Source organism: Tenacibaculum amylolyticum (genome assembly GCF_964511145.1).
GTDB classification, from domain to species: Bacteria; Bacteroidota; Bacteroidia; order Flavobacteriales; family Flavobacteriaceae; genus Polaribacter; species Polaribacter amylolyticum.
Window position 1 is genome coordinate 1 of sequence record NZ_CAZEFZ010000009.1, and the last position, 19,771, is coordinate 19,771.

General features: G+C 30.7%; 13 protein-coding genes. 10 read left to right on the plus strand and 3 right to left on the minus strand.

Translation table 11 applies throughout. From position 1 onward, the window contains the following. Positions 1–133: 133 nt before the first annotated feature. Complete coding sequence (locus ACKTTC_RS04645) at positions 134–844, minus strand: hypothetical protein (RefSeq protein WP_408038637.1); 711 nt, start codon at positions 842–844, stop codon at positions 134–136. Between the two features lie 853 nt (positions 845–1,697). Between ACKTTC_RS04645 and ACKTTC_RS04650 the strand changes: the two genes are divergently transcribed. The 10 genes from ACKTTC_RS04650 (at position 1,698) to ACKTTC_RS04695 (ending at position 15,057) form a co-directional block, all read left to right on the plus strand. Next, positions 1,698–3,260 (plus strand): type I restriction-modification system subunit M, encoded by a 1,563-nt coding sequence (locus ACKTTC_RS04650; RefSeq protein WP_408038638.1) that lies wholly within the window; start codon positions 1,698–1,700, stop codon positions 3,258–3,260. Further along, a complete protein-coding gene (locus ACKTTC_RS04655) occupies positions 3,257–4,474 on the plus strand; it encodes a restriction endonuclease subunit S (RefSeq protein ID WP_408038639.1) in 1,218 nt (405 codons plus the stop codon). The genes ACKTTC_RS04650 and ACKTTC_RS04655 overlap by 4 nt, the downstream gene beginning before the upstream one ends. Before the next feature lie 12 nt (positions 4,475–4,486). Further along, positions 4,487–5,314: a DUF2971 domain-containing protein gene (locus ACKTTC_RS04660; RefSeq protein WP_408038640.1), complete on the plus strand. Its 828-nt coding sequence runs from the start codon at positions 4,487–4,489 to the stop codon at positions 5,312–5,314. Between the two features lie 3 nt (positions 5,315–5,317). Then, entirely contained in the window at positions 5,318–8,491 is a 3,174-nt protein-coding gene (locus ACKTTC_RS04665; protein WP_408038641.1) for a type I restriction endonuclease subunit R, read from the plus strand. Further along, the gene (locus tag ACKTTC_RS04670) at positions 8,492–9,184 is read left to right on the plus strand and encodes a M48 family metallopeptidase (protein WP_408038642.1); all 693 of its coding nucleotides are present in this window, start codon (positions 8,492–8,494) and stop codon (positions 9,182–9,184) included. A 402-nt stretch (positions 9,185–9,586) separates the two neighbouring features. Next, on the plus strand, positions 9,587–10,609 hold the full coding sequence (locus tag ACKTTC_RS04675) for a hypothetical protein (protein WP_408038643.1): 1,023 nt from the start codon (positions 9,587–9,589) through the stop codon (positions 10,607–10,609). Positions 10,610–10,668: 59 nt separating this feature from the next. Beyond that, positions 10,669–12,684 (plus strand): AAA family ATPase, encoded by a 2,016-nt coding sequence (locus ACKTTC_RS04680; RefSeq protein ID WP_408038644.1) that lies wholly within the window; start codon positions 10,669–10,671, stop codon positions 12,682–12,684. After that, the gene (locus tag ACKTTC_RS04685; RefSeq protein ID WP_408038645.1) at positions 12,681–13,697 is read left to right on the plus strand and encodes an HNH endonuclease; all 1,017 of its coding nucleotides are present in this window, start codon (positions 12,681–12,683) and stop codon (positions 13,695–13,697) included. The genes ACKTTC_RS04680 and ACKTTC_RS04685 overlap by 4 nt, the downstream gene beginning before the upstream one ends. 2 nt (positions 13,698–13,699) lie before the next feature. Then, positions 13,700–14,542: a GIY-YIG nuclease family protein gene (locus ACKTTC_RS04690; protein WP_408038646.1), complete on the plus strand. Its 843-nt coding sequence runs from the start codon at positions 13,700–13,702 to the stop codon at positions 14,540–14,542. Between the two features lie 239 nt (positions 14,543–14,781). Continuing rightward, positions 14,782–15,057, plus strand: coding sequence for a hypothetical protein (locus tag ACKTTC_RS04695; RefSeq protein WP_408038647.1), 276 nt, complete (start codon positions 14,782–14,784; stop codon positions 15,055–15,057). Between the two features lie 241 nt (positions 15,058–15,298). Here ACKTTC_RS04695 and ACKTTC_RS04700 read toward each other — a convergent pair whose 3' ends face one another. Beyond that, the gene (locus ACKTTC_RS04700; protein WP_408038648.1) at positions 15,299–16,804 is read right to left on the minus strand and encodes a tetratricopeptide repeat protein; all 1,506 of its coding nucleotides are present in this window, start codon (positions 16,802–16,804) and stop codon (positions 15,299–15,301) included. 1,110 nt (positions 16,805–17,914) lie between these two features. After that, positions 17,915–19,621 (minus strand): DNA polymerase III subunit gamma/tau, encoded by a 1,707-nt coding sequence (gene dnaX / locus ACKTTC_RS04705; RefSeq protein WP_408038649.1) that lies wholly within the window; start codon positions 19,619–19,621, stop codon positions 17,915–17,917. Between the last annotated feature and the right edge of the window lie 150 nt (positions 19,622–19,771).

Below are 19,771 nucleotides of genomic sequence, written 5' to 3' on the forward strand. Positions count from 1 at the left end.
ATTCTTCACTAAGTTCAGAATGACATAACTCTGCGTCATTGCGAGGAACGAAGCAATCTGTTTTTCGATAAAAAGATTACTTCGCTGCACTTCGTTTTGCTCGTAATGACGTGTAGTATATTCTTAAACCTAACTAGATCGTTAACTTCTTAACCTGTTTATACTCATTAGAATCCAAACCATATTGCGCTTTGATAAAACTTTTAATACTCTGCGCTTGTTGTCGTAAAGTACCAAACATAGTCTGACGTTGATCTATGACAGGTTTTAACACACTTAACGAAAGATCTACCGCAGTATTACTAGCTTCAGCATTCACAGCAACTTCATTTAAAGAAGCTACAGTAATCAATTCGTTTGGCGGAGTGTAATCGCCGCCATAACTGGTAAGAATGTCGATAATGTTTTTAAAATTAGACAATCTGCTGGCATAGGTGCGTTCAATCTGACTAATAGTAACAGCTTCACTTTCAGTAGAAGGTGAAGTACTTTTAGTAACATTACCTCTAATTTTATTTACCAAAGAGGTAATCTGAGTAAGCTCTGTACTGTTTTTACCTTTTAAAGCTTCAATAAATGTTCTGATAGGCGATAAACGTTTTTCTAAAGAATCGCTGTTGTCTGTAAATACCTTTTTACGCGCATTTGTTTTGGTAGTATAATCAGATTTTGCCGTATTGTATTGCTGTTGCAATGTTTCAATATCGGAAATAGTTTGTGCAAAAGTAGTTAATGAAGCACTTTCTATTGGTGCCACATAATCTGAATAACCACTAACAATCGTTTGTAAACTTTTTGCTTTGCCAAGTCTGCTGGCAAAGGAACTTTGAGAGTTTGAACCCATAACAATTTAAATTTTCGATTTCTTTTTTAAGATACTGCTTTTTAATAGTTTATCAAATTTGTTAACGAATTTTTAAGTTTTTGATTGTAAGTGTGTTAATAAGATATCCAGTGCTGTTAATGAGATTACTAATGATGTTAAAACTTTTAACAAAGTTGGCACCTAGGCAGCTATTATGTTAGCTAAGATACTGATTGTGTTTATTGAGATTTGCATTGTGTATAGTAAGATTAGAATTTTGTTTGTTAAGATGTGTGTTGTTGGTGTTTAGGTAAAGGTTGTTTGTAATGAGCGTGGCTTTGAATAGCTCAGCTGCCATGATGTATTTGGAGACTGAGCTATGTCGAAGTCTCATTTAGTATTAGTTGTTTTATGTTTCTGTATTATGTGGCTTCGAGTGCCTCAGCCACCTATGTGTATTTGGAGACTGAGCCATGTCGAAGTCTCTTTTGGTGTTAGTTGTTTTGTGTTTCTGTATTATATGGCTTTGAGAGCTTCGGTAAAACTCAGGAGCCTCTGAAGTGTCGTTCAGAATGACATACCTCTGCGTTATTGCGAGCGTTTCCTGAGGAATATCGAAGGAAAGCGAAGCAATCTGTTTTTCTATAGAGAGATTACTTCACTATACTACGTTTCGTTCGTAATGACGTTTTTAAAAGTTAAAGATTTTTTGGAAAGCAAAGAAATCTATTTACTTCTTAATAACCTACTATTTTAAAAACTAACTTTTTTCTAATAATTATAATTAGTATTGTTTAAAAAGAAATGAAATACTAGAAAACTTACGGTTTTCCATAGGGTTAATTGTACGGGTTTTGTTATTTTAGGAGCTCGAAAAAAGCAAACACACTACATGTCACAAAACAAACTAAGTTTAGAAGTCTTAGAGAGCTGGTTATGGGATTCTGCTAATATATTACGAGGTAGTATTGATTCTTCTGATTTTAAGAATTATATCTTCGGATTATTATTCTTAAAACGTGCCAATGATGTCTTTTTAGAAGAGGTAGAACTACTAATGAAAGAGGAGGGGATTTCTAGAGAGGAAGCAGAAGAAGATACCTATTTTAATTTACCACCCGAAGCACAATGGGAGTATTTAAAAACCAAAACCGAAAATATTGGAATTGATTTAGATAAAGCCTTTGCTGCTATTGAACGTGAAAATACCCAATTAGAAGGGGTAATGACGGCTACAAAGTTTGGTGATAAAGAAATGCTATCGGATGATGTGTTGCAACGTTTGCTACGTCATTTTAACCAACACTCGTTGCGTAATGCCGATTTAGTATCGAATGATTTATTAGGAGATGCCTATGAGTATTTGATAAAAAAGTTTGCGGATGATGCAGGTAAAAAAGGAGGAGAGTTCTATACACCTCGTGGTGTAGTACAATTGATTGTACAACTAATAAAACCACAACCCAAGCATACTATTTACGACCCTACTTGTGGCTCTGGAGGTATGTTAATAGAAGCAGCTCGTTATGTAGCGGCACAACCGAATGGAAAAGTAGGAAACAATATTAATGTTTCCTTATTCGGGCAAGAGAAAAACCTAAGTACGTGGGCTATTGGTAAATTAAATATGATTTTACATAATTTCACCGATGCCGATATCCGAAAGGGAGATACCTTGGTAACGCCTAAACATTTTGACAGCAATAAAGAACTCTTAACTTACGACCGTGTGATTGCCAACCCGCCGTTTTCTATGGGGCAATGGTGGACACCTTTGGAAACGAATCTAGAAGTAAAGATAGATAAGAACGGAAAAGAGAAAAAAATAACGCCAAACTATAGTAAAAAAGTAACCGACCCGTATGGGCGTTTACAATATGGTATCCCGCCAAGAGGGTATGCCGATTTAGCTTTTTTACAGCACATGCTATCGGTATTAAAAGCTGATGGAAAAATGGGGGTAGTATTGCCACATGGTACCTTGTTTAGAGGATCTGCGGAAGCTAAAATTAGAAAAGCTTTGTTAGAAGCAGATTTGGTAGAAGGTATTGTAGGTTTGCCTAGTGCCTTGTTTTATAATACAGGAATACCTGCCTCTATTTGGGTACTCAATAAAAAGAAGCCGAAAACTTTAGCCCAAAAAGTGTTGATTATAGATGCTAGTGGTGATTATAAAGAAGGGAAAAACCAAAATAGCATAGAGAAGGAGCATATTACAAAGATTGTAACAACTTACGATGCTGCTACCGATGTAGAGAAATACATGCGTGTTGTACCGTTGGAAGAAATAGCAGAAAACGATTACAATCTTAATATTTCTCGCTATATAGATACCAGTGAACCTGAACCTGAGATTAATTTAACTGAAGTACAAAAACAATTAACAAAACTAAAAGAAGAGGAAGCTATCATAGATACCCAGTTAGATAACTTTTTAAAGGAGTTGGGAGTATGAAAAAAGAAGGGTATAAGGAAACCAGTATAGGTGTAATACCAGATGATTGGGAAGTTTTAAAAATTGGAGATATTCTGAAAATAGGTAGTGGAAAGGATTATAAACATCTCTCTGAAGGAAACATTCCTGTTTATGGAACTGGAGGTTATATGACAGCTGTTAGTGATTATTTATATGATGGAGAGAGTGTTGGAATAGGAAGGAAAGGTACTATTGATAAACCAGTATTTTTGAAAGGTAAGTTTTGGACTGTAGATACATTATTTTATACACATTCTTTCACAGAAGTTTTACCATATTATGTTTATTTACTTTTTCAAACGATAGATTGGAAAAAATATAATGAAGCTACAGGAGTTCCTAGTCTATCAAAGGTTATAATTGAATCTATAAAAATCCCCAAACCTAAATTACCAGAACAACAAAAAATAGCTAAGATATTAAGTACGGTAGATGCTAAACTAGAAAACATCACACAGCAAATACAAACTACCGAGCAACTTAAAAAAGGACTCATGCAGCAGTTGTTGTCGGGGAAATATAATGTGTTAGAAAACCGTCCGTATACAAATGAGGAATTAAAGGATTCTTCGTTGGGGAAAATACCTAAGGAGTGGGAGGTTGTGAAATCTAATGAAGCTTTTGAACTTATACATGGTTATCAATTTAGAGAACATGATTTTGTTGATGAAGGTTGTCCCATAGTAAAAATAGGTCAAATTAATATGAAAGGTAAGCTTGATTTAACTAATTGTTCATTTTTCTCTTTAAATAGAAGTCAGGAATTTACAGATAAAGAAATTAAAAATGGTGACATTTTAATGGCTCTTACCGGAGCAACTCTAGGAAAAAGTTGTTTAGTAGAAGGTCTATTATATCCTGTTTATCAAAACTACCGTGTCGGTAGATTTGAACCAAAAAATAAAGAAGGTTTAGATAAGAAGTTTTTATTTTATTTAATAAGTTCTCCTTTAATTTTAAAACAAATCTTTGCAAAGATTAACTCAGGAGCTCAAGGTAATATAGGCAAAAATGATTTTGAAAAACTTAAAATATTACTTCCAAATATAAGAGAACAACAAAAAATAGTAACTATATTAAGGACAGTAGATACCAAAATAGAGCAATTACAAACTAAAAAAGCTCACTATACCCAACTTAAAAAAGGTCTAATGCAGCAATTGCTTACAGGTAAAATAAGAGTTAAAGTGTAAACAAGGATTAGAATGAAAAAAGAAGAGAAAATAAAATGGAATACCTATCATACAAAAAATATAAAATCCAAGTATTTATATAGGTATGTTTCTATAGAAAAACTAATATCATTTCTTAATACAGGAAGTTTATACTTTGCTAGGATGGATTCTTTTGAAGATAATTTGGAAGGGATTATACCTTATGATATTGTCGAATTGTTTGCTAATTATGACGATTTACCAAGTTTAGAAGAAAGAAATCCAGAAATATCTAAAGAAATTTGGAAAGATATAGAAAATCATAGAGCTGGTAAACTTACCAAATTACAAGAAAGTCTTTTAAATAGGCAAAAAGAACGATTCGTAAGTTGTTGGTTTTTAAGTGATGCTGAATCTATCGCTATGTGGGATTTATATGCCACTGATGGTTTTTTAATTCGATTTGATAGACAATATCTTCAAAACTTAGTAAAGTTAAGAAAAGATTTACAAGAAAAGATACCTCAAGATTCAAATGATTTATTGGTAGCAGGAAGAGTGAGATATCAAAATTTTAATGAAGTTCACCTGGATGAAGAAGGTAAGCTTATAAGGTATTCAGGTTTTAGAAAACATGTTGCTTTTAAACATGAAGCTGAGTATAGATTTATCCTACACAAAAAAAAAAATGATTCGAATGGAATTTTTTACAGTTTGGGTGATATTAATGAATTAAAATTTGATTTGTTTGCTAATCCAAGAATGAAGAGCTTTACCTTGAGCACATATAATGATATAATAAAAAAGTATAACAGTAAATTTCAACTTAAAGAATCAGAATTAAAACCTTGGTTACATTTTAAAGAAACTACTTTTTAATTTATGAAAAACTCTCCCGAATATCAATACAGTGAACTCCCAGCTATCATGCTTTTTCAAGAGCTAGGCTATACCTATTATAATGCCAGTACACAAACCGAACGTGAAAATACTAGCGAAGTAGTACTACAAGAACGTTTGTTACAAGCTATACAACGTATCAATCCGTGGTTAAACCAAGCTAATATAAATAAGGTGTACCAAAGTATTACTGTGGTAAGTGGAGCCTCTTTGTTAGAGATTAATCAACAGATATGGCAATTATTACAAAAAGGAATTACCATAAAACAAGTGCTAAATGGTAAAGAAGCCTATAAAGTAGCTCATTTTATAGATTACGAAAACATAAGCAACAACGATTTTTTGGTGGTAAACCAAATGGTATTTAAAAATCGTGTGGGTAGCGATTCTAAACCCGATTTGGTGGTGTTTATAAATGGTTTACCTATTGCGGTGATAGAATGCAAATCGCCCAGTGCAAAAAATGCTTGGGATTCGGCGTATAGTGATTTACAAGAATATCAAGATTTAAATGAAAAACTATTTTATTATAACCAAATTTGTTGTGGTATTTGGGAAGTTGGTGGACGCTACGGAGCTATTACTGCCCCCAAACAATTCTATTCGGTATTTAAACCTGCAAAAGACGATACTGCAATTACTACCATTGCTAAAAGTAAACAAGATGAGTTACTCATAGCCTTATTTACCAAAGAACGTATTTTAGATATTATAAGAAACTTTGTATTGTTTGAGGTAGAAGAAGGCACTACCATAAAAAAGCTACCACGTTACCAACAATACAGAGCTACTAACAAAGCCATTGCTCGTTTAGAAAAAGGAGAAGGTGGTGTGGTATGGCACACCCAAGGATCAGGAAAGTCCTTAACGATGGCATACTTAACGCGTAAATTACAAGCACCAGAAAACGGTTTTAACAACCCTACAGTACTTATTATGACCGATAGAAAAGATTTAGATCGTCAAATTACCAGTACCTTTATTAATGTAGGCTTTCCAAATGTACAACAAGCCAATTCTGTAGCCCATTTAGATACGTTATTGCGTAACGATTATGGTGGTATTATTACCACTACTATACAAAAGTTTCAAGAAGTAGATAAAGAAGCTACTGAGCAACTCGATGAAACTGAACTGGAAGAGCAAGATACTATTAGAATAGAAAAAAGCATTAAAGGTAAGCTACTAACTAAGATTGTTAAAAAACAAGAAGAAGGCAAATGGGTAACGATAGAACGTATAGAAGTTCCTTTAGAAGAGCTATCTAAAAAAGAAAACCTATATGTATTGGTAGATGAAGCGCATAGAAGCCAGTATGGTTTTTTAGCATCGTTTATGCGTAGTGTTTTACCTAATGCAAAATTTGTAGCCTTTACAGGAACACCTATATCTAAAGAAGACAAATCTACATTAGCAGAGTTTTATGGTGGTGAATATATAGATGTATATACCATTAAAGAAGCAGTGGAAGATGGCGCTACGGTAGAGCTATTGTATGATGAAGGAATTGCTTTGTTAAGTGTTAAAAAAGAAGAGTTAGATAAAAAGTTTGAAGAAGAATTTGCAGGAGCTTCAGAAGAAAAGAAAGATCTATTAAAAAGAGAAGCCTTAAGGAAATATCAACTCTCTAGCGAGCGTATAGCAGAAATTAGCAAGCACATTTTAGCACATTATAAAAACAAAATTCATTTAGATGGGCATAAAGCCATGTTGGTTTGTGCAGGAAGAGCTGCGGCTATAAAATATCAACAAGCGTTTACACAGTTAAAAGAAGAGGGTTTTCACAATTTCGAATCGAAAGTAGTGATGAGTATCGGCTCGCCTAAGTCCGATCGTATTGCAAAGGAATACCATGAAACTATTGAGTGGAATAAAAAGCACCCAAACAACCAAAAACCAGTTTGGATTGTGCCACCAGCAGATGTAAAAGTAGTGACCGATAATTTTAAACTTCCGTTTGGCGATGTAAACACTACAGAGAAATCAGGAAAGTTAAAACACGATAATACAGCATTTATCATAGTATCGGACATGTTACTTACAGGGTGGGATGCACCTATTGCTTCCTGTTTGTATTTAGATAAACCTTTAAAAGAACATAATTTATTACAGGCAATTGCTAGGGTAAATCGTTCTAGAAAAAGGAAGAGTAAAGGATATATTATAGATTATAATGGGATTACTGCTGAGTTGATTAAAGCTTTGGAAATATTTTCTGGAGATATTAGACCCGACGATATTTTAAAAAATATAAACGAAGAGCTACCACAATTAGCAATACATCATACCAAATTAGTAGACTTTTTTAAACCCTTACGAATAGATCGTAACTATGAAAGGGATGCCTATATAGATGCTGCGGTTCGTTATATAGAACCTGTAGACAAGCGTGATGCGTTTAAGTTACTATTAAAGAAATTTAATAAATCGGTAAATATTGTATTGCCTAATACAGAAGCAATGAAATATTTTGATGATTTTAAGTTGTTTAATTTTATAAAAGCAAAGGCAAGCAATGCTTTTGAAGATGATAATGAATTAAAGATTACCAATGAAGAGAGCAAAATGCTGCAAAAGCTAATTGATGAGCATTTAAAAGCTGAGGGCGTTACTAATTTATTAAAAGAACCTGTTTCTATTATAGATAAAGAAAAATTTGAAGAAGAAATTAAAAATGCCACACCAGCTACTAAAGAGTTGGTAATGCGTAACAAACTAACACATACTATTAAAGTTGGTTTGGGTAGAAATCCTGATTTTTATAAGCCATTAGCGCAACGTTTAGAAGAGTTATTAGCAGAGAAAAAAGCCAATAGAATTTTACAGTTAGAATTGTTAGAGGCTTATACAGCTATGCAAAATAGTATTATTAGAGAAGAGCAAGAAAGTAAAGAAAAAGGGTTTCATTCTGCGCAACAAAGTGCTGTGTATACTACTATGAAAACCTTATTTAATGGAGAAGCAGAGAAAGTAACTCGTACTTTATTTACTACAATTGAAGAAGAACTGGATATTATAGGTTGGGAAACGAAAGGACGTGTACTAAATGATATAGAAAGAAAACTTACTTCTTTATTACGGCCAGCACTAGAGAGAGCTGAGGCTAAAATAAAGGCTAAAGAAATTATACATATTTTAAAAAATAATAAAGAATAAATGCCTAAAGTTGTTTATGGACATAGTACTATTGAATACTCTTTTTTAGAAAAGAATAATTTAAAATCGCATTACATTACAGTGCAAAGAGATACTGGTGTTATTTTAAAAGGGAAAGCGGTATCTGAACATGATGCGCAACAATTAATTCTTAAAAAAGCAAGCTGGATATTGGAGAAGCAAGCTTTAGTAGCTTCTGTAGAAGAGAATGCGATAGTAACAGGGGCTAGAATACCGTATTTAGGTAGAAAATATTATGTGCAAATTATTCTCGATGAAAGCCTGTCTAAAATTAAAGTTGATTTTACGGCTTCTAAATTTAAAATATACCTATCTACAGTTTTAAACAAACAAGAGCTAATTAAGGAAGCTTTACAGTTATTTTATAAACAAAAAGCAGCAGAAAAAATAACACCTAGAATAAAAAAATGGGCAGCAAGTACAGGGTTACATTACAATGTAGTAAAGTATCGTTTCCTTGAAAAACGTTGGGGGAGTTGTACTCCATCTAACACCATTATTATTAATATTGAAGCTATTAAATTATCTTTTACTTTAATAGATTATTTAATTGTGCATGAGTTGGTACACACTAAAATAAAGAGTCATTCGAAAGAGTTTTGGGCAGAGTTGTCTAAGCACATTCCAAATTGGAAAAAACTAGATGCTAAAATGTATGGAATGAAATTGTGAGAAAATCACGTTAAAAAAATAAATAGAAATAATAACCCCGAAATAAACTATTAAATAATGAATAAATATCTACTATGTAAGAGATGAGTTAACTCTTAAATATAAAGAGGTTGCCTAGAAAGTTGTGATTCCTAATATAATGAAGAAATCTATTTATAGTTTAGCTATGAGATTACTTTACTCTGTTACGTTTGCAATGATGTTTGAAAATCCCTTTTTAAACAACCTCACAAGCATAAGAATTTAATAAATAAAAACAGGTTTCGATTAAGTTTTGAACTTTAATCGATAAACTAATAGCGTTAACAAGAACCATTCTATCACCAAAAATACGTTTCAATACAACTTTCTTAAAGGGAAGTATATGTTATGTATTGATAAATAAGAAAAACAAAAAGAAAAATGAAACAAATTTATATCACCTTCTTATTATTAATAAGCCTACCTCTATATGCAGTAAAAGATTCAATTCCTGTAGTTGATTTAAATTTTAAAATACCACTAATGTCTGATTATACTTTATTGTATGGTTTTGCAGAAGGCGATGAGATTATTATAAATTACAAAGAAGCAAAAGGAAAAAAGTTAAAGACTTTTGAAATAAGTGAGTATAATGGAAGTGCCTTGTTTTCTGATTTTAATATGGTTTCCTTAACGAATAAAACCATCAAAATAAAGAAAACAGGAATCTATGTGTTTAAATTTTCAAACCTTTCGTTAGGTAGAAGAATTTGTAGTTTTAAGTTGGATAGAATACCAGTGTCTAACGAGACTACTGTATTTAATACCACGGTAAAAGAAAGAGTAGTTGCTGATACAACATACACAACTAGAACAGAAACTTTTATTAAAAAGGAAAAGTATGTTGTTAAAAAGGTGCACGACAATCAGCATTTTTATGTGAATAGTGGTTCCAATGCCTTTTTTAAAGGAGGAAAGTCAAGAGTTGCTTTACCGTTTAATTTACCACCGAATACAGTGAAGTGGTATTATACAGTTGTTGCTTTTAGAGATAAAAATAAAGTAGAAGCTATGAAACAACAAATACATCTAGCTTCTGATTTGACAAAATTAATAGATAAATCGGGCGGATTGAATTTTGTAGTAAAGCAATTAAGTATGCCTCCAGGAGCAAATTATTGTGATGTGTATCTTTTAGATTCCAATAATTTAAATGCTTTTCTAAGTAAACAAGCGTATAGTTTTGAGCCTTTAGGAACAAGAGAAAATATTGTTTCGGCAAGCGTTGAGCTGGCAGGTGGTTTTAATGAACAAATGTACTTAGGAATTAGAAACCCGAGTAGAACCTACGGAGTTAATGTGTTATTAAGTGTTGCTGCTATTGTATTAGAACAAGAAATAGAAGAACGAGAAATAAAAGATCCTCATGTTAAGTATAAAAAGGAGTTGTATTTAGAGAATTAGTTTTAAGGTTTAAAGAGTTTATAGAAGTAAAGCAGTTAAGGAATATGAGCGGATTTAAGTTGATTGGATTAAGAGTTGATAAAGGATGTGAAAAGAAGTATTCAAAAATACTTGATAGCGATAAAGTTTATCATTTTTCTCAAGAGTATAAAATAGATTCATATACAGACAAGATTTTTGTAGACTCAGAAAAGTATATAGATTTATATAGTTCTAAAGATCTCACTATTAATGTTTGTGCAATAGCGGGTAAAAATGGTACAGGTAAAAGTACCATAATGGAGTTGTTGTACATGATAATTAATAATTTATCAAAAACAGAGAAAAAGTTTTCAGAGGATTTAGAGAGTATTAAAGGGCTAAATGCAACTTTATTTTTTAAAACAGATCAATTTTATAAGGTAGAAATAAAAGGTTCTGATGTTAATATTTATAAATACAAAGAAGATTTGACCCTTTATAGTAAACCATTATCGAATTTTGATTTTAATAATTTCTTCTATTCAGTTGCTATTAACTATTCTCAATATTCTTTAAATGCAACACAAATGGGAAATTGGTTAAATGGTCTTTTTCATAAAAATGATGGGTACCAAATTCCTATAGTTTTGAATCCAATGCGAACAAGAGGAAACTTTGATATAAATGTAGAAAATAGTCTAGTACAAGCAAGGCTTTTTACAAATCTAGTCAGGGAAAGCAATAATAAAAATATAGACTTTAACCATCTTACAGATTCTTTAACAGCAACGCATGTTGACTTAAAGTTTCAAAATAAAAATAAAGAAAATAAGGTGCTTTATCGTCTAGAAATAAAACCAGAAAGAAAAGAAGATAAAAATAAACTTGATTTAGAAAAAAGTAAGTTTGAAGAAGTCAGGTTAAAAGACTTAAATGTATCGAAAATAGAATTATTGAAGATCCTAAATGAGTGTTTCGATTTTAGACTTAATGAATATATACCAGATAATTTTACTACTGAAATAACAAATTCTGATTTAGATAGTTTTGTTTTTCATAGCCTGAATTATTTATACTATAAGATAATTAATATAGCTATAATTTACCCAGAATATCAGTATTATTTTAATAGAGAGAAAAAAGATTTTTATCCAAATAAACTTAAAGAGTATATAAAAAAAATAATCTTAGAGGATACGAGTCATATTGTATTTAAAATAAAACAAACGCTGAATTTTTTAAAATACCAACATCTGGAGTTTCGTTTTGGTCTTTTTTCATTAGAAGATATATCAGGAAAAATTTCATTAGTAATAAACGATCCTTCTAATAATTTGACGGAAGAAAATAGAATAGAGTTATTACCACCTCCAATCTTTAAAGCAAATATACTTTTACAATCTCAAAAGAGAAGTTTAGAAGATGCTATAAATTTCAATACTTTAAGTTCGGGGCAAATGCAAATGATTAATTCGGTTAGTTCTATTCTTTATCATTTAATAAATTTAGATTCTGTAGTAGATGGTTACCGCTATAAAAGGATAAATATATTATTAGATGAGATAGAATTGTATTTTCATCCTGAATTACAACGTAAATATATAGCTAGTATTTTAAATAGCGTTAAAGCTTTAGAGTTTTCTAATATTAAAGAAATAAATTTTTGCTTTATTACACACTCTCCTTTCATCCTTTCGGATATACCTAATGATAATATAATGTTTTTAGAACAACAAAGTAAGGAGGATGGCAAATTGTTTTCTGAGCAAATAGAATCCGTGGATAAAACTTTTTGTGCAAATATTCATGACTTACTTTCAAAAAACTTTTTTATGAGTAATGGTTTTATGGGAGAGTTTTCAGTTATTAAAGTGAAAGAAATTATCGACGAATTAAAGGATAAAGAAGTAACTAAAACCGAATTTGATAAGCAAGAAATAAGAAAAACTATTGATATAATAGGAGAACCATTATTAAAATATAAGTTAAAAGAGCTTTTGGAAAAAGCTGAAATGTATGATGATGTTAAAGAATCAGATGAAGATAAGATAAAGAGATTAGAAGAAGAGTTGAAAAAAGTAAGGGAAGCACAAAAATTGAAAAATAATAAATGATTAAAATAGAAAATGGCTACAGTAGTGAAGAGGGTAAAAAAAAGTCAATAGCTGAATTAGCAAATGAACATTATAATCGTGTTATTGAAAAAAAAGGAAGATATGTTTCACCGCTTGATAAGTTGAAAGAAGCATTAGATACTGAAAAAGAAATAACACCTCGTACAGATGAAGTTGTATGTAAAATTGAATTTCTTGAAAAAGTTACAGGTGAAGCAGAGTTTAAACGACTGTTAAGTGCTTCATTGGAAGAATTTGATGAAATAATAAATGAATATGCTGGTTTTAATTCTCTTTTCGAGAACGAAGGGTATAAGCTTTATTTAGAGCTTTTTGGATATTCTAGACTAAGAAAGCTACGTTTAATGTATATTTTTGCGCAAGATTTAGGTATAAAAACATGCCCATATTGCAATAATAATTACATACTTACAATTAAAAAATCAAAAAAAGCTAATTTGCATTTTGATCATTTTTATTCTAAGAGTAAATACCCATATTTGAGCTTAAATTTTTACAATTTGATACCGTGTTGCGCTACTTGTAATATAACTAAAAGTGATAAAGATTTTAATTACAACGATTACATCCATCCATATAAGGACTCTTTAGCTGATAAATTTAAATTCATAACTGATAGAGATTCTATTTTTAATATGATTTTGAATGGAAATAAAAACTTGAATAATATGAAAGTGATTTTAAAACCAAAAAAAGGTTATGAAGATCACTTAGACAGACATGATAAAGCTTTTAATTTATCTGAAATTTATAACGAACACTCCGATATAATTTTTGAGGTTTATGCTAAACAGTATATTTATACAGAAAAATTTAAATCATTACTTATAGATAATTTTGAAGAGCAATTTTCAAAAGAAGAAATAGATAGATTCATTCTTGGTAATTATGTTTCAGAATCAGATATAAATAAAAGACCTTTAAGTAAGTTAATGCAAGACATACAAAAAGAAGCAGGAAAATTGATTGAAAAAAATAAAGATAATAGTTAACTATGACAAACCGACCACAGACCATACAAATATTTTTGCCAACAGGTTCACCAACAGGAGTAAAAGAAGCAGAGTTAACGAATCGTTTATTAAAAGCCATGTATTTTCCAAGAACAGCTATGGAAGATGCTGCAAAAAGAGATATAGCGAAATATACAGGTGTGTATTTTTTATTTGGTACAGATAATAATGGCGAGAACAAAGTATATATAGGTGAAGGAGAAGATTGTTGGGAACGAATTAAAAGTCATCATAGAAACAAAGATTTTTGGACTTCTTGCGTTATAATAGCTACTAAAAATGATATTTACACCAAAACGGAAGCTAAGTTTTTAGAGCATGTTTGTTTAAAAGAAGCGAAAGAAGTAGGTAGGTATATTACTACGAACGATACAGGTTCTAAAAAGCCATCTATACCAGAGACACGTATTTATGATTTAGAAGATAATTTTGAAACACTAAAAACATTACTAGGTATTTTAGGTTTTCCTTTGTTTAGAAATGGAGCGCAAAAAGAGACAGAGAGCAGAGAATATTTTTATTGCAAAGGAAAAGAAGCTAAAGCTGAGGCTATATTAACTGATGAAGGTATTTGGGTGTTAAAAGATTCTATAGCAAATTTAGAAGAAACAAAAACTGCAGGGAGTTGGGTAATAGGTATGCGTCAAAAGCTAAAAGACTCTGGTGTTTTAATACAGGAAGAAAATATTTTAAAGTTTGCGAAGAAAGTACTATTTAAATCACCAAGTGGAGCAGCAGCGACAGTTTTAGGAAGAAGGGCAAGTGGTTGGATAGAATGGAAAGATAAAAACGGAAAAACGTTAGATGAGCTAAAGAGAAAATAAGAATGTGGCTTCGAGAACTTCAGCCACCATGGTGTATTCGGAGACTGAGGCACTCGAAGTCTCGTTTATAAAAATGTTTATTGTAAAGTTGTAGATTATTTCACTCTTACCCTTTGGTAAAACTTAGTAGGTGACTGAGCAAAGCCGAAGCCACGGAAATCCACATTATTTTTTGCGTAGATCACTTTTTAAATTCTGTAGTTACCAAATAACTTTGTAATAGTAATAATAGGTAACTTATGGAAGAGGTAGTTTTTAAAGCATTATTAGGGAATGCGAAATTTAACACTATAGAAAACTTTATTAAAGAAGTAATTGATACGAATCAAGATGGTACAGTTACGTATGAAGCGGTAAAAGAATCTATTTTTAAATTGATTTTATACCGTTTTATAAAAGTAGATAACTCTGGGAACAATTGCATTTTAAAAGAAACTAATTTTTATCAAGCTCAAGAACTAGGTAGTGTAGGTTCTTGGTTAGCACAGCAACGTGCGTATAGTAGAGCTTCGTAAAGAAGACAACTGTATTACAACTGTCGTTGCAAAAAATGAAATCTAATTAGTTTTTTTGAGTTTATCCATTCATTGGAGTGGTCTTCGACACTACTTAGATGCACTCAAGAGATATTTTGCAATGCTATAAGTTCTTTGATTTTATATGTTCTAAGAAATATAAAGAATGATAACTGACGAACTCTGCTGAGATTATTAACGAATAGCCTAAAAGTAAAAGGATAGTAGAATTCCGTCTAAGCTAGAGTTGACTTAAATAATCGTATAGATTATCGTCTTTTTCTAGTCCCATTTTCTTTTTAATACGATAACGAGCTGTTTCTACACTTCTTGGAGAAACATTAATTAACTGTGCTACTTCCTTACTTTTTAAATTGGAAATAATATAGGTACAGTGCTTTAAATCGTTTACAGATAGGTTAGGAGCTACTCCTTTTAACTTATTAAAGAAATCGGGTCTTGTTTTTTCAAATTGAATTTTAAAGTCTTCCCAAAGGTCTTCTTCATGTATTAAGTTTAATAGCTTTTTACTAATAGTAACTAAGTAGGTAGCGTCGCTAGCATTACTTTCTGAGTATTCTTCAATTTCCTTATGTATTTTACGAATGGTATCGTTATACGTAGAGATTTTTAATACTCTAGAGAATAAAGTTTGTTCGTTTAATTCTAATAAGCTTTCAACCTCAACTTTCTTTTCAGAAAGCGCACTATTTTTTGTTTTTAAATCGGCAACTAAGCTTTGCAAATCGTTATTTAATTGCTCAATCTTAGCATTCTTTTCTCTATTTTTTCCTCGTAAATGGAAAAGTAAAATAGTTAAAGAAAGTAATATGGTAATGGCAAGGATGCCCCAAAAAATTTGATGTCCTTGTTGCGAAATGATTTTATCTTTTTCTGCCTGTAATTTATTTTCAAGCTCTAATTCTTTTACATAAAAGTTTTGAATGTGTTCTTGATTTTCAGCATTGAAGTTTTTTAAGTTTTTAACCATTTCTTTATAACGCTGTGAAGCCGATAAGTAATCTTTTTCTGCTTCATACAACTTTGCATAAGCCTCGTTAATTAAGCTTATAGTATATAAACTATTATAGCTGTCTGGAGTATTTTCTGAAACGTTTAAATAATGTTTAGCGTTTTCGTACTCTTCAAGTTTTAAATAATTATCAGCAATATAATAGTACATTCGTCTGAGTCCTCTAGTACGTACTTTATCCTGCTCTACTAAATCTAAATATTTAAAAGCATAAACATTAGAAGCAGACCAGTTTTTTATTCTTCGTCGATTTAAAGCTATATTATAGTAAGTGTCTATTTGTAAGTGGATTTCCTTAGCTTTTTTATATTCAATAATAGCTTTTTCAAATAACTCAGCTGCTTTTGCGAAATCTTTTTTGTCTATAGTAATATTTACTCCTAAATCATTATAAATACGAGCTTTTAATAAAGCATCGTCTGTTTTTTCTGCTAATGTTAATGCTTTGTTGAAGTAATCTTTAGAAGTTTCGTATCTGCTTAATAATAAAGAGCTAACACCTTTTAAATAAAGTAGTTTACTTTTAATAGAGTCTTCTTTAATTTCAACATTATTAAGTTTAATGAAGTTTAAAGTACTATCTATTAATTCTTCTTTATCGGTTTTATTATAAATATAATAGGTACTTAATATAGAATCTTGGTAAATATTTTCCTGTGAAAACACATTTATAGATAAAAATAAGATAATAAAAAAGATACTACGTGTTAACATGTGTTACTACAAGCTTTTTGTTATATACTTCAATTATACTACAAAAAACGCTATTTTATCTTAAAACACCAAAAATCACATGGTTTTTTATAGATATAAATACTACATAGCTACTTCAAAATTACTACAGCTATTTTTACTGGAAGTTAAGTTTGTACATTTGGATTGAAGACATACCCTTATTATTACTTTCCAAGTTACCAAATTTGATTAGTTAACCGTTATTTAATCCCCCTAAATTACATAATCCCTAAACAATTATTTTTGGTAACTTCTTTTTTTGAAGAAAATCCATTTATTTTATTGAAATTATTGAGAAACTAATAATTTAATTAAGAATAGTTAATTGCTGAATAAGCTTTGAAAACTACAATTTACCTTGTTTTTAAAACCAACTATAACTTACCTGTTTAACTATATCAAAACGTTTAATAAATACCTTAGCGGGCAAATTTAGTTGTAAATAGGTGCACTTTTTTCGTTTTCTTGAAAGAAAAAAGTAATGCTAGTATAAACTAACTTTATTGAATACTAAATTTAGAGAGTAATAGTCTGTAATTTAATACTTAAAGTTTGTCAGATTTTTCTTCTTAAAATGTATGATGCTATTATTTAGATTCTCTTATAACAATTTTTTGCGCATAATAGTCTGAAGTGATTATCAAACTCTTTACCAATAGTATAAATTAAGGATTACTTCAGTTAACGATATGTAGTAGTTTGATAAAAGATGTTGTTTTTATTTAAATTACTGTTTTGTAGGTGATTAAAAGTGATAAAAGTTGAGGGTGAATAGTTGTTAATGTTAAAATTATCGATATAAATACTACAGAACTACTTCAAAATTACTACAGTTATTTTTTAGGGAATTTAAGTTTGTACATTTGGATCGAAGACATACCCTTATTATTATTTATAAGTTACCAAATTTAATAAGCAACTGTTTAATCCCCTAATTATACATAATCCCTAATCAATATTATTTTTGGTAACTTTTTTATTCCACTCACTTAATTATCCAAACATAGTTTATTTCTTAAAATGCATGAATATTGCTATTTCGCTCTACAAATAGAACGTATATAATATTAATGTAGTAGTTGAATAAGATTAGATGTCTAAACCAAAAGTGTTCTTTAGCTTTTCTAAAAGTGGATTCTTTTCTTTTAATTTCTGATATTTTTCGTGTGGTGTATAAGCAAATTTCTTTTCTACAACTTCATTTACTTCAATGGTAATTTGAATACCGTAGTTGTTTAAACGTTCACGAAGAAATCTTAATAAAGCAGGTCTTCCTTTTTCAAGTTGGCTTTTCATCAGTTTATTAGGAAGTGTAGCAACAATCTGAAAGTTTTGCCTTAAAGAAGGTTGTCCAGCTAATAAAATAGAGGCCATGTTTTTTTCACCTTGCTCTTGTAATTTAAAGTAGTATTTTTTCCAACCATCTTGTAGTTGTTCTTGGTTAAAAGGTGTTCTAGGATGATTGTCGTAATTCTCTTCTACATCTGAGGTAACTTTAACCTCTCTTTTTTCACTTAAACTTTTTAAAGATAAAGCAGAAGTCCTCCTTTTAATATTTTTAATAGAAGGTTTTTTGTCTTCTACAGGAGCTGGTATAGGTGCTTTTTTAGGCTGTGAAGGTTGAGCAGGTGGTTTAGCAGCTGCGGCAACTTTCTCTATTTTTTTAATAGCCGGTGAAAGCGATGTGAAAAATGTAGCAGGAATTATGAAGTTGCTAGATTTTTTTTTTTCTCCATCAAAAGTGATAGAGGCAAGCTGCATTAAACAAAGTTCTACGAGTAATCGTTGATTTTTACTTGTTTTGTATTTGAGATCGCAATCATTTGCTTTATCTATGGCAGGTAATAAAAAAGTCATAGCAGCTTTTGAAGCTTGCTCTAAATATTTCTTTTTAATAGTGTCACCAACTTCTAATAAGGAAATGGTTGCCGTATCTTTTGCAACTAACAAATCTCTAAAATGCGATGCCAATCCGCTAATAAAATGTTGTCCTTCAAATCCTTTAGATAATACATCGTTATAAGCCATTAATACTTCAGGAATTTTATTTTCTAATAAAAGATCTGTCATATTAAAGTATACTTCGTAATCTAAAACATTTAAGTTTTGCGTTACAGCTTCTCTTGTTAAGTTATTACCAGAAAAACTAACCACTCTGTCAAAAATAGAAAGTGCATCACGCATTGCACCGTCTGCTTTTTGAGCAATAATATGCAAAGCATCGTCTTCTGCAGTAATATTTTCACGCTCAGCAATAACTTTAAGGTAGTTTTTAGCGTCTAAAACACCAATTCTCTTAAAGTCAAATATTTGACAACGCGATAAAATCGTAGGAATAATTTTATGCTTTTCTGTAGTAGCTAAAATAAAAATAGCATGTGCAGGTGGTTCCTCTAAAGTTTTTAAGAAAGCATTAAAGGCAGCTTGTGAAAGCATGTGAACCTCATCTATAATATATACTTTATATTTTCCTGTTTGTGGAGGAATACGAACTTGGTCTGTTAAATTTCTAATATCATCTACAGAGTTGTTAGAAGCCGCATCTAATTCGAAAATATTAAAAGCAAAATCTTCATCTGCTGCATCTGTATCTGAACTTTCTTGATTAATTCGTTTGGCAAGTATACGTGCACAAGAAGTTTTTCCAACTCCTCTTGGTCCTGTAAATAATAAAGCTTGTGCTAAATGGTTATTCTTAATAGCATTTTCTAACGTATTGGTAATGGCTTGTTGCCCAACAACATCCTCAAAGTTTTGAGGTCTATATTTACGTGCAGATACTATAAAGTGTTCCATTAAAGTTTATCTAAAATTTACAAGTAACATTTATGAAAGTATGTACAATATAAATGTTGCTTAATTCGACACAAATTTAGCAAACCGAATTAGTACATACAAACAAAGTTATGAATATTAAAAATCCCCACTTTAACAGACTAAAGTGAG

Bases quoted from the DNA above. Each gene is read 5' to 3' on its own strand.
- ACKTTC_RS04645 (WP_408038637.1), bottom strand. From the start codon at position 844: ATGGGTTCAAACTCTCAAAGTTCCTTTGCCAGCAGACTTGGCAAAGCA.
- ACKTTC_RS04650 (WP_408038638.1), top strand. From the start codon at position 1,698: ATGTCACAAAACAAACTAAGTTTAGAAGTCTTAGAGAGCTGGTTATGG.
- ACKTTC_RS04655 (WP_408038639.1), top strand. From the start codon at position 3,257: ATGAAAAAAGAAGGGTATAAGGAAACCAGTATAGGTGTAATACCAGAT.
- ACKTTC_RS04660 (WP_408038640.1), top strand. From the start codon at position 4,487: ATGAAAAAAGAAGAGAAAATAAAATGGAATACCTATCATACAAAAAAT.
- ACKTTC_RS04665 (WP_408038641.1), top strand. From the start codon at position 5,318: ATGAAAAACTCTCCCGAATATCAATACAGTGAACTCCCAGCTATCATG.
- ACKTTC_RS04670 (WP_408038642.1), top strand. From the start codon at position 8,492: ATGCCTAAAGTTGTTTATGGACATAGTACTATTGAATACTCTTTTTTA.
- ACKTTC_RS04675 (WP_408038643.1), top strand. From the start codon at position 9,587: ATGAAACAAATTTATATCACCTTCTTATTATTAATAAGCCTACCTCTA.
- ACKTTC_RS04685 (WP_408038645.1), top strand. From the start codon at position 12,681: ATGATTAAAATAGAAAATGGCTACAGTAGTGAAGAGGGTAAAAAAAAG.
- ACKTTC_RS04690 (WP_408038646.1), top strand. From the start codon at position 13,700: ATGACAAACCGACCACAGACCATACAAATATTTTTGCCAACAGGTTCA.
- ACKTTC_RS04695 (WP_408038647.1), top strand. From the start codon at position 14,782: ATGGAAGAGGTAGTTTTTAAAGCATTATTAGGGAATGCGAAATTTAAC.
- ACKTTC_RS04700 (WP_408038648.1), bottom strand. From the start codon at position 16,804: ATGTTAACACGTAGTATCTTTTTTATTATCTTATTTTTATCTATAAAT.
- dnaX (WP_408038649.1), bottom strand. From the start codon at position 19,621: ATGGAACACTTTATAGTATCTGCACGTAAATATAGACCTCAAAACTTT.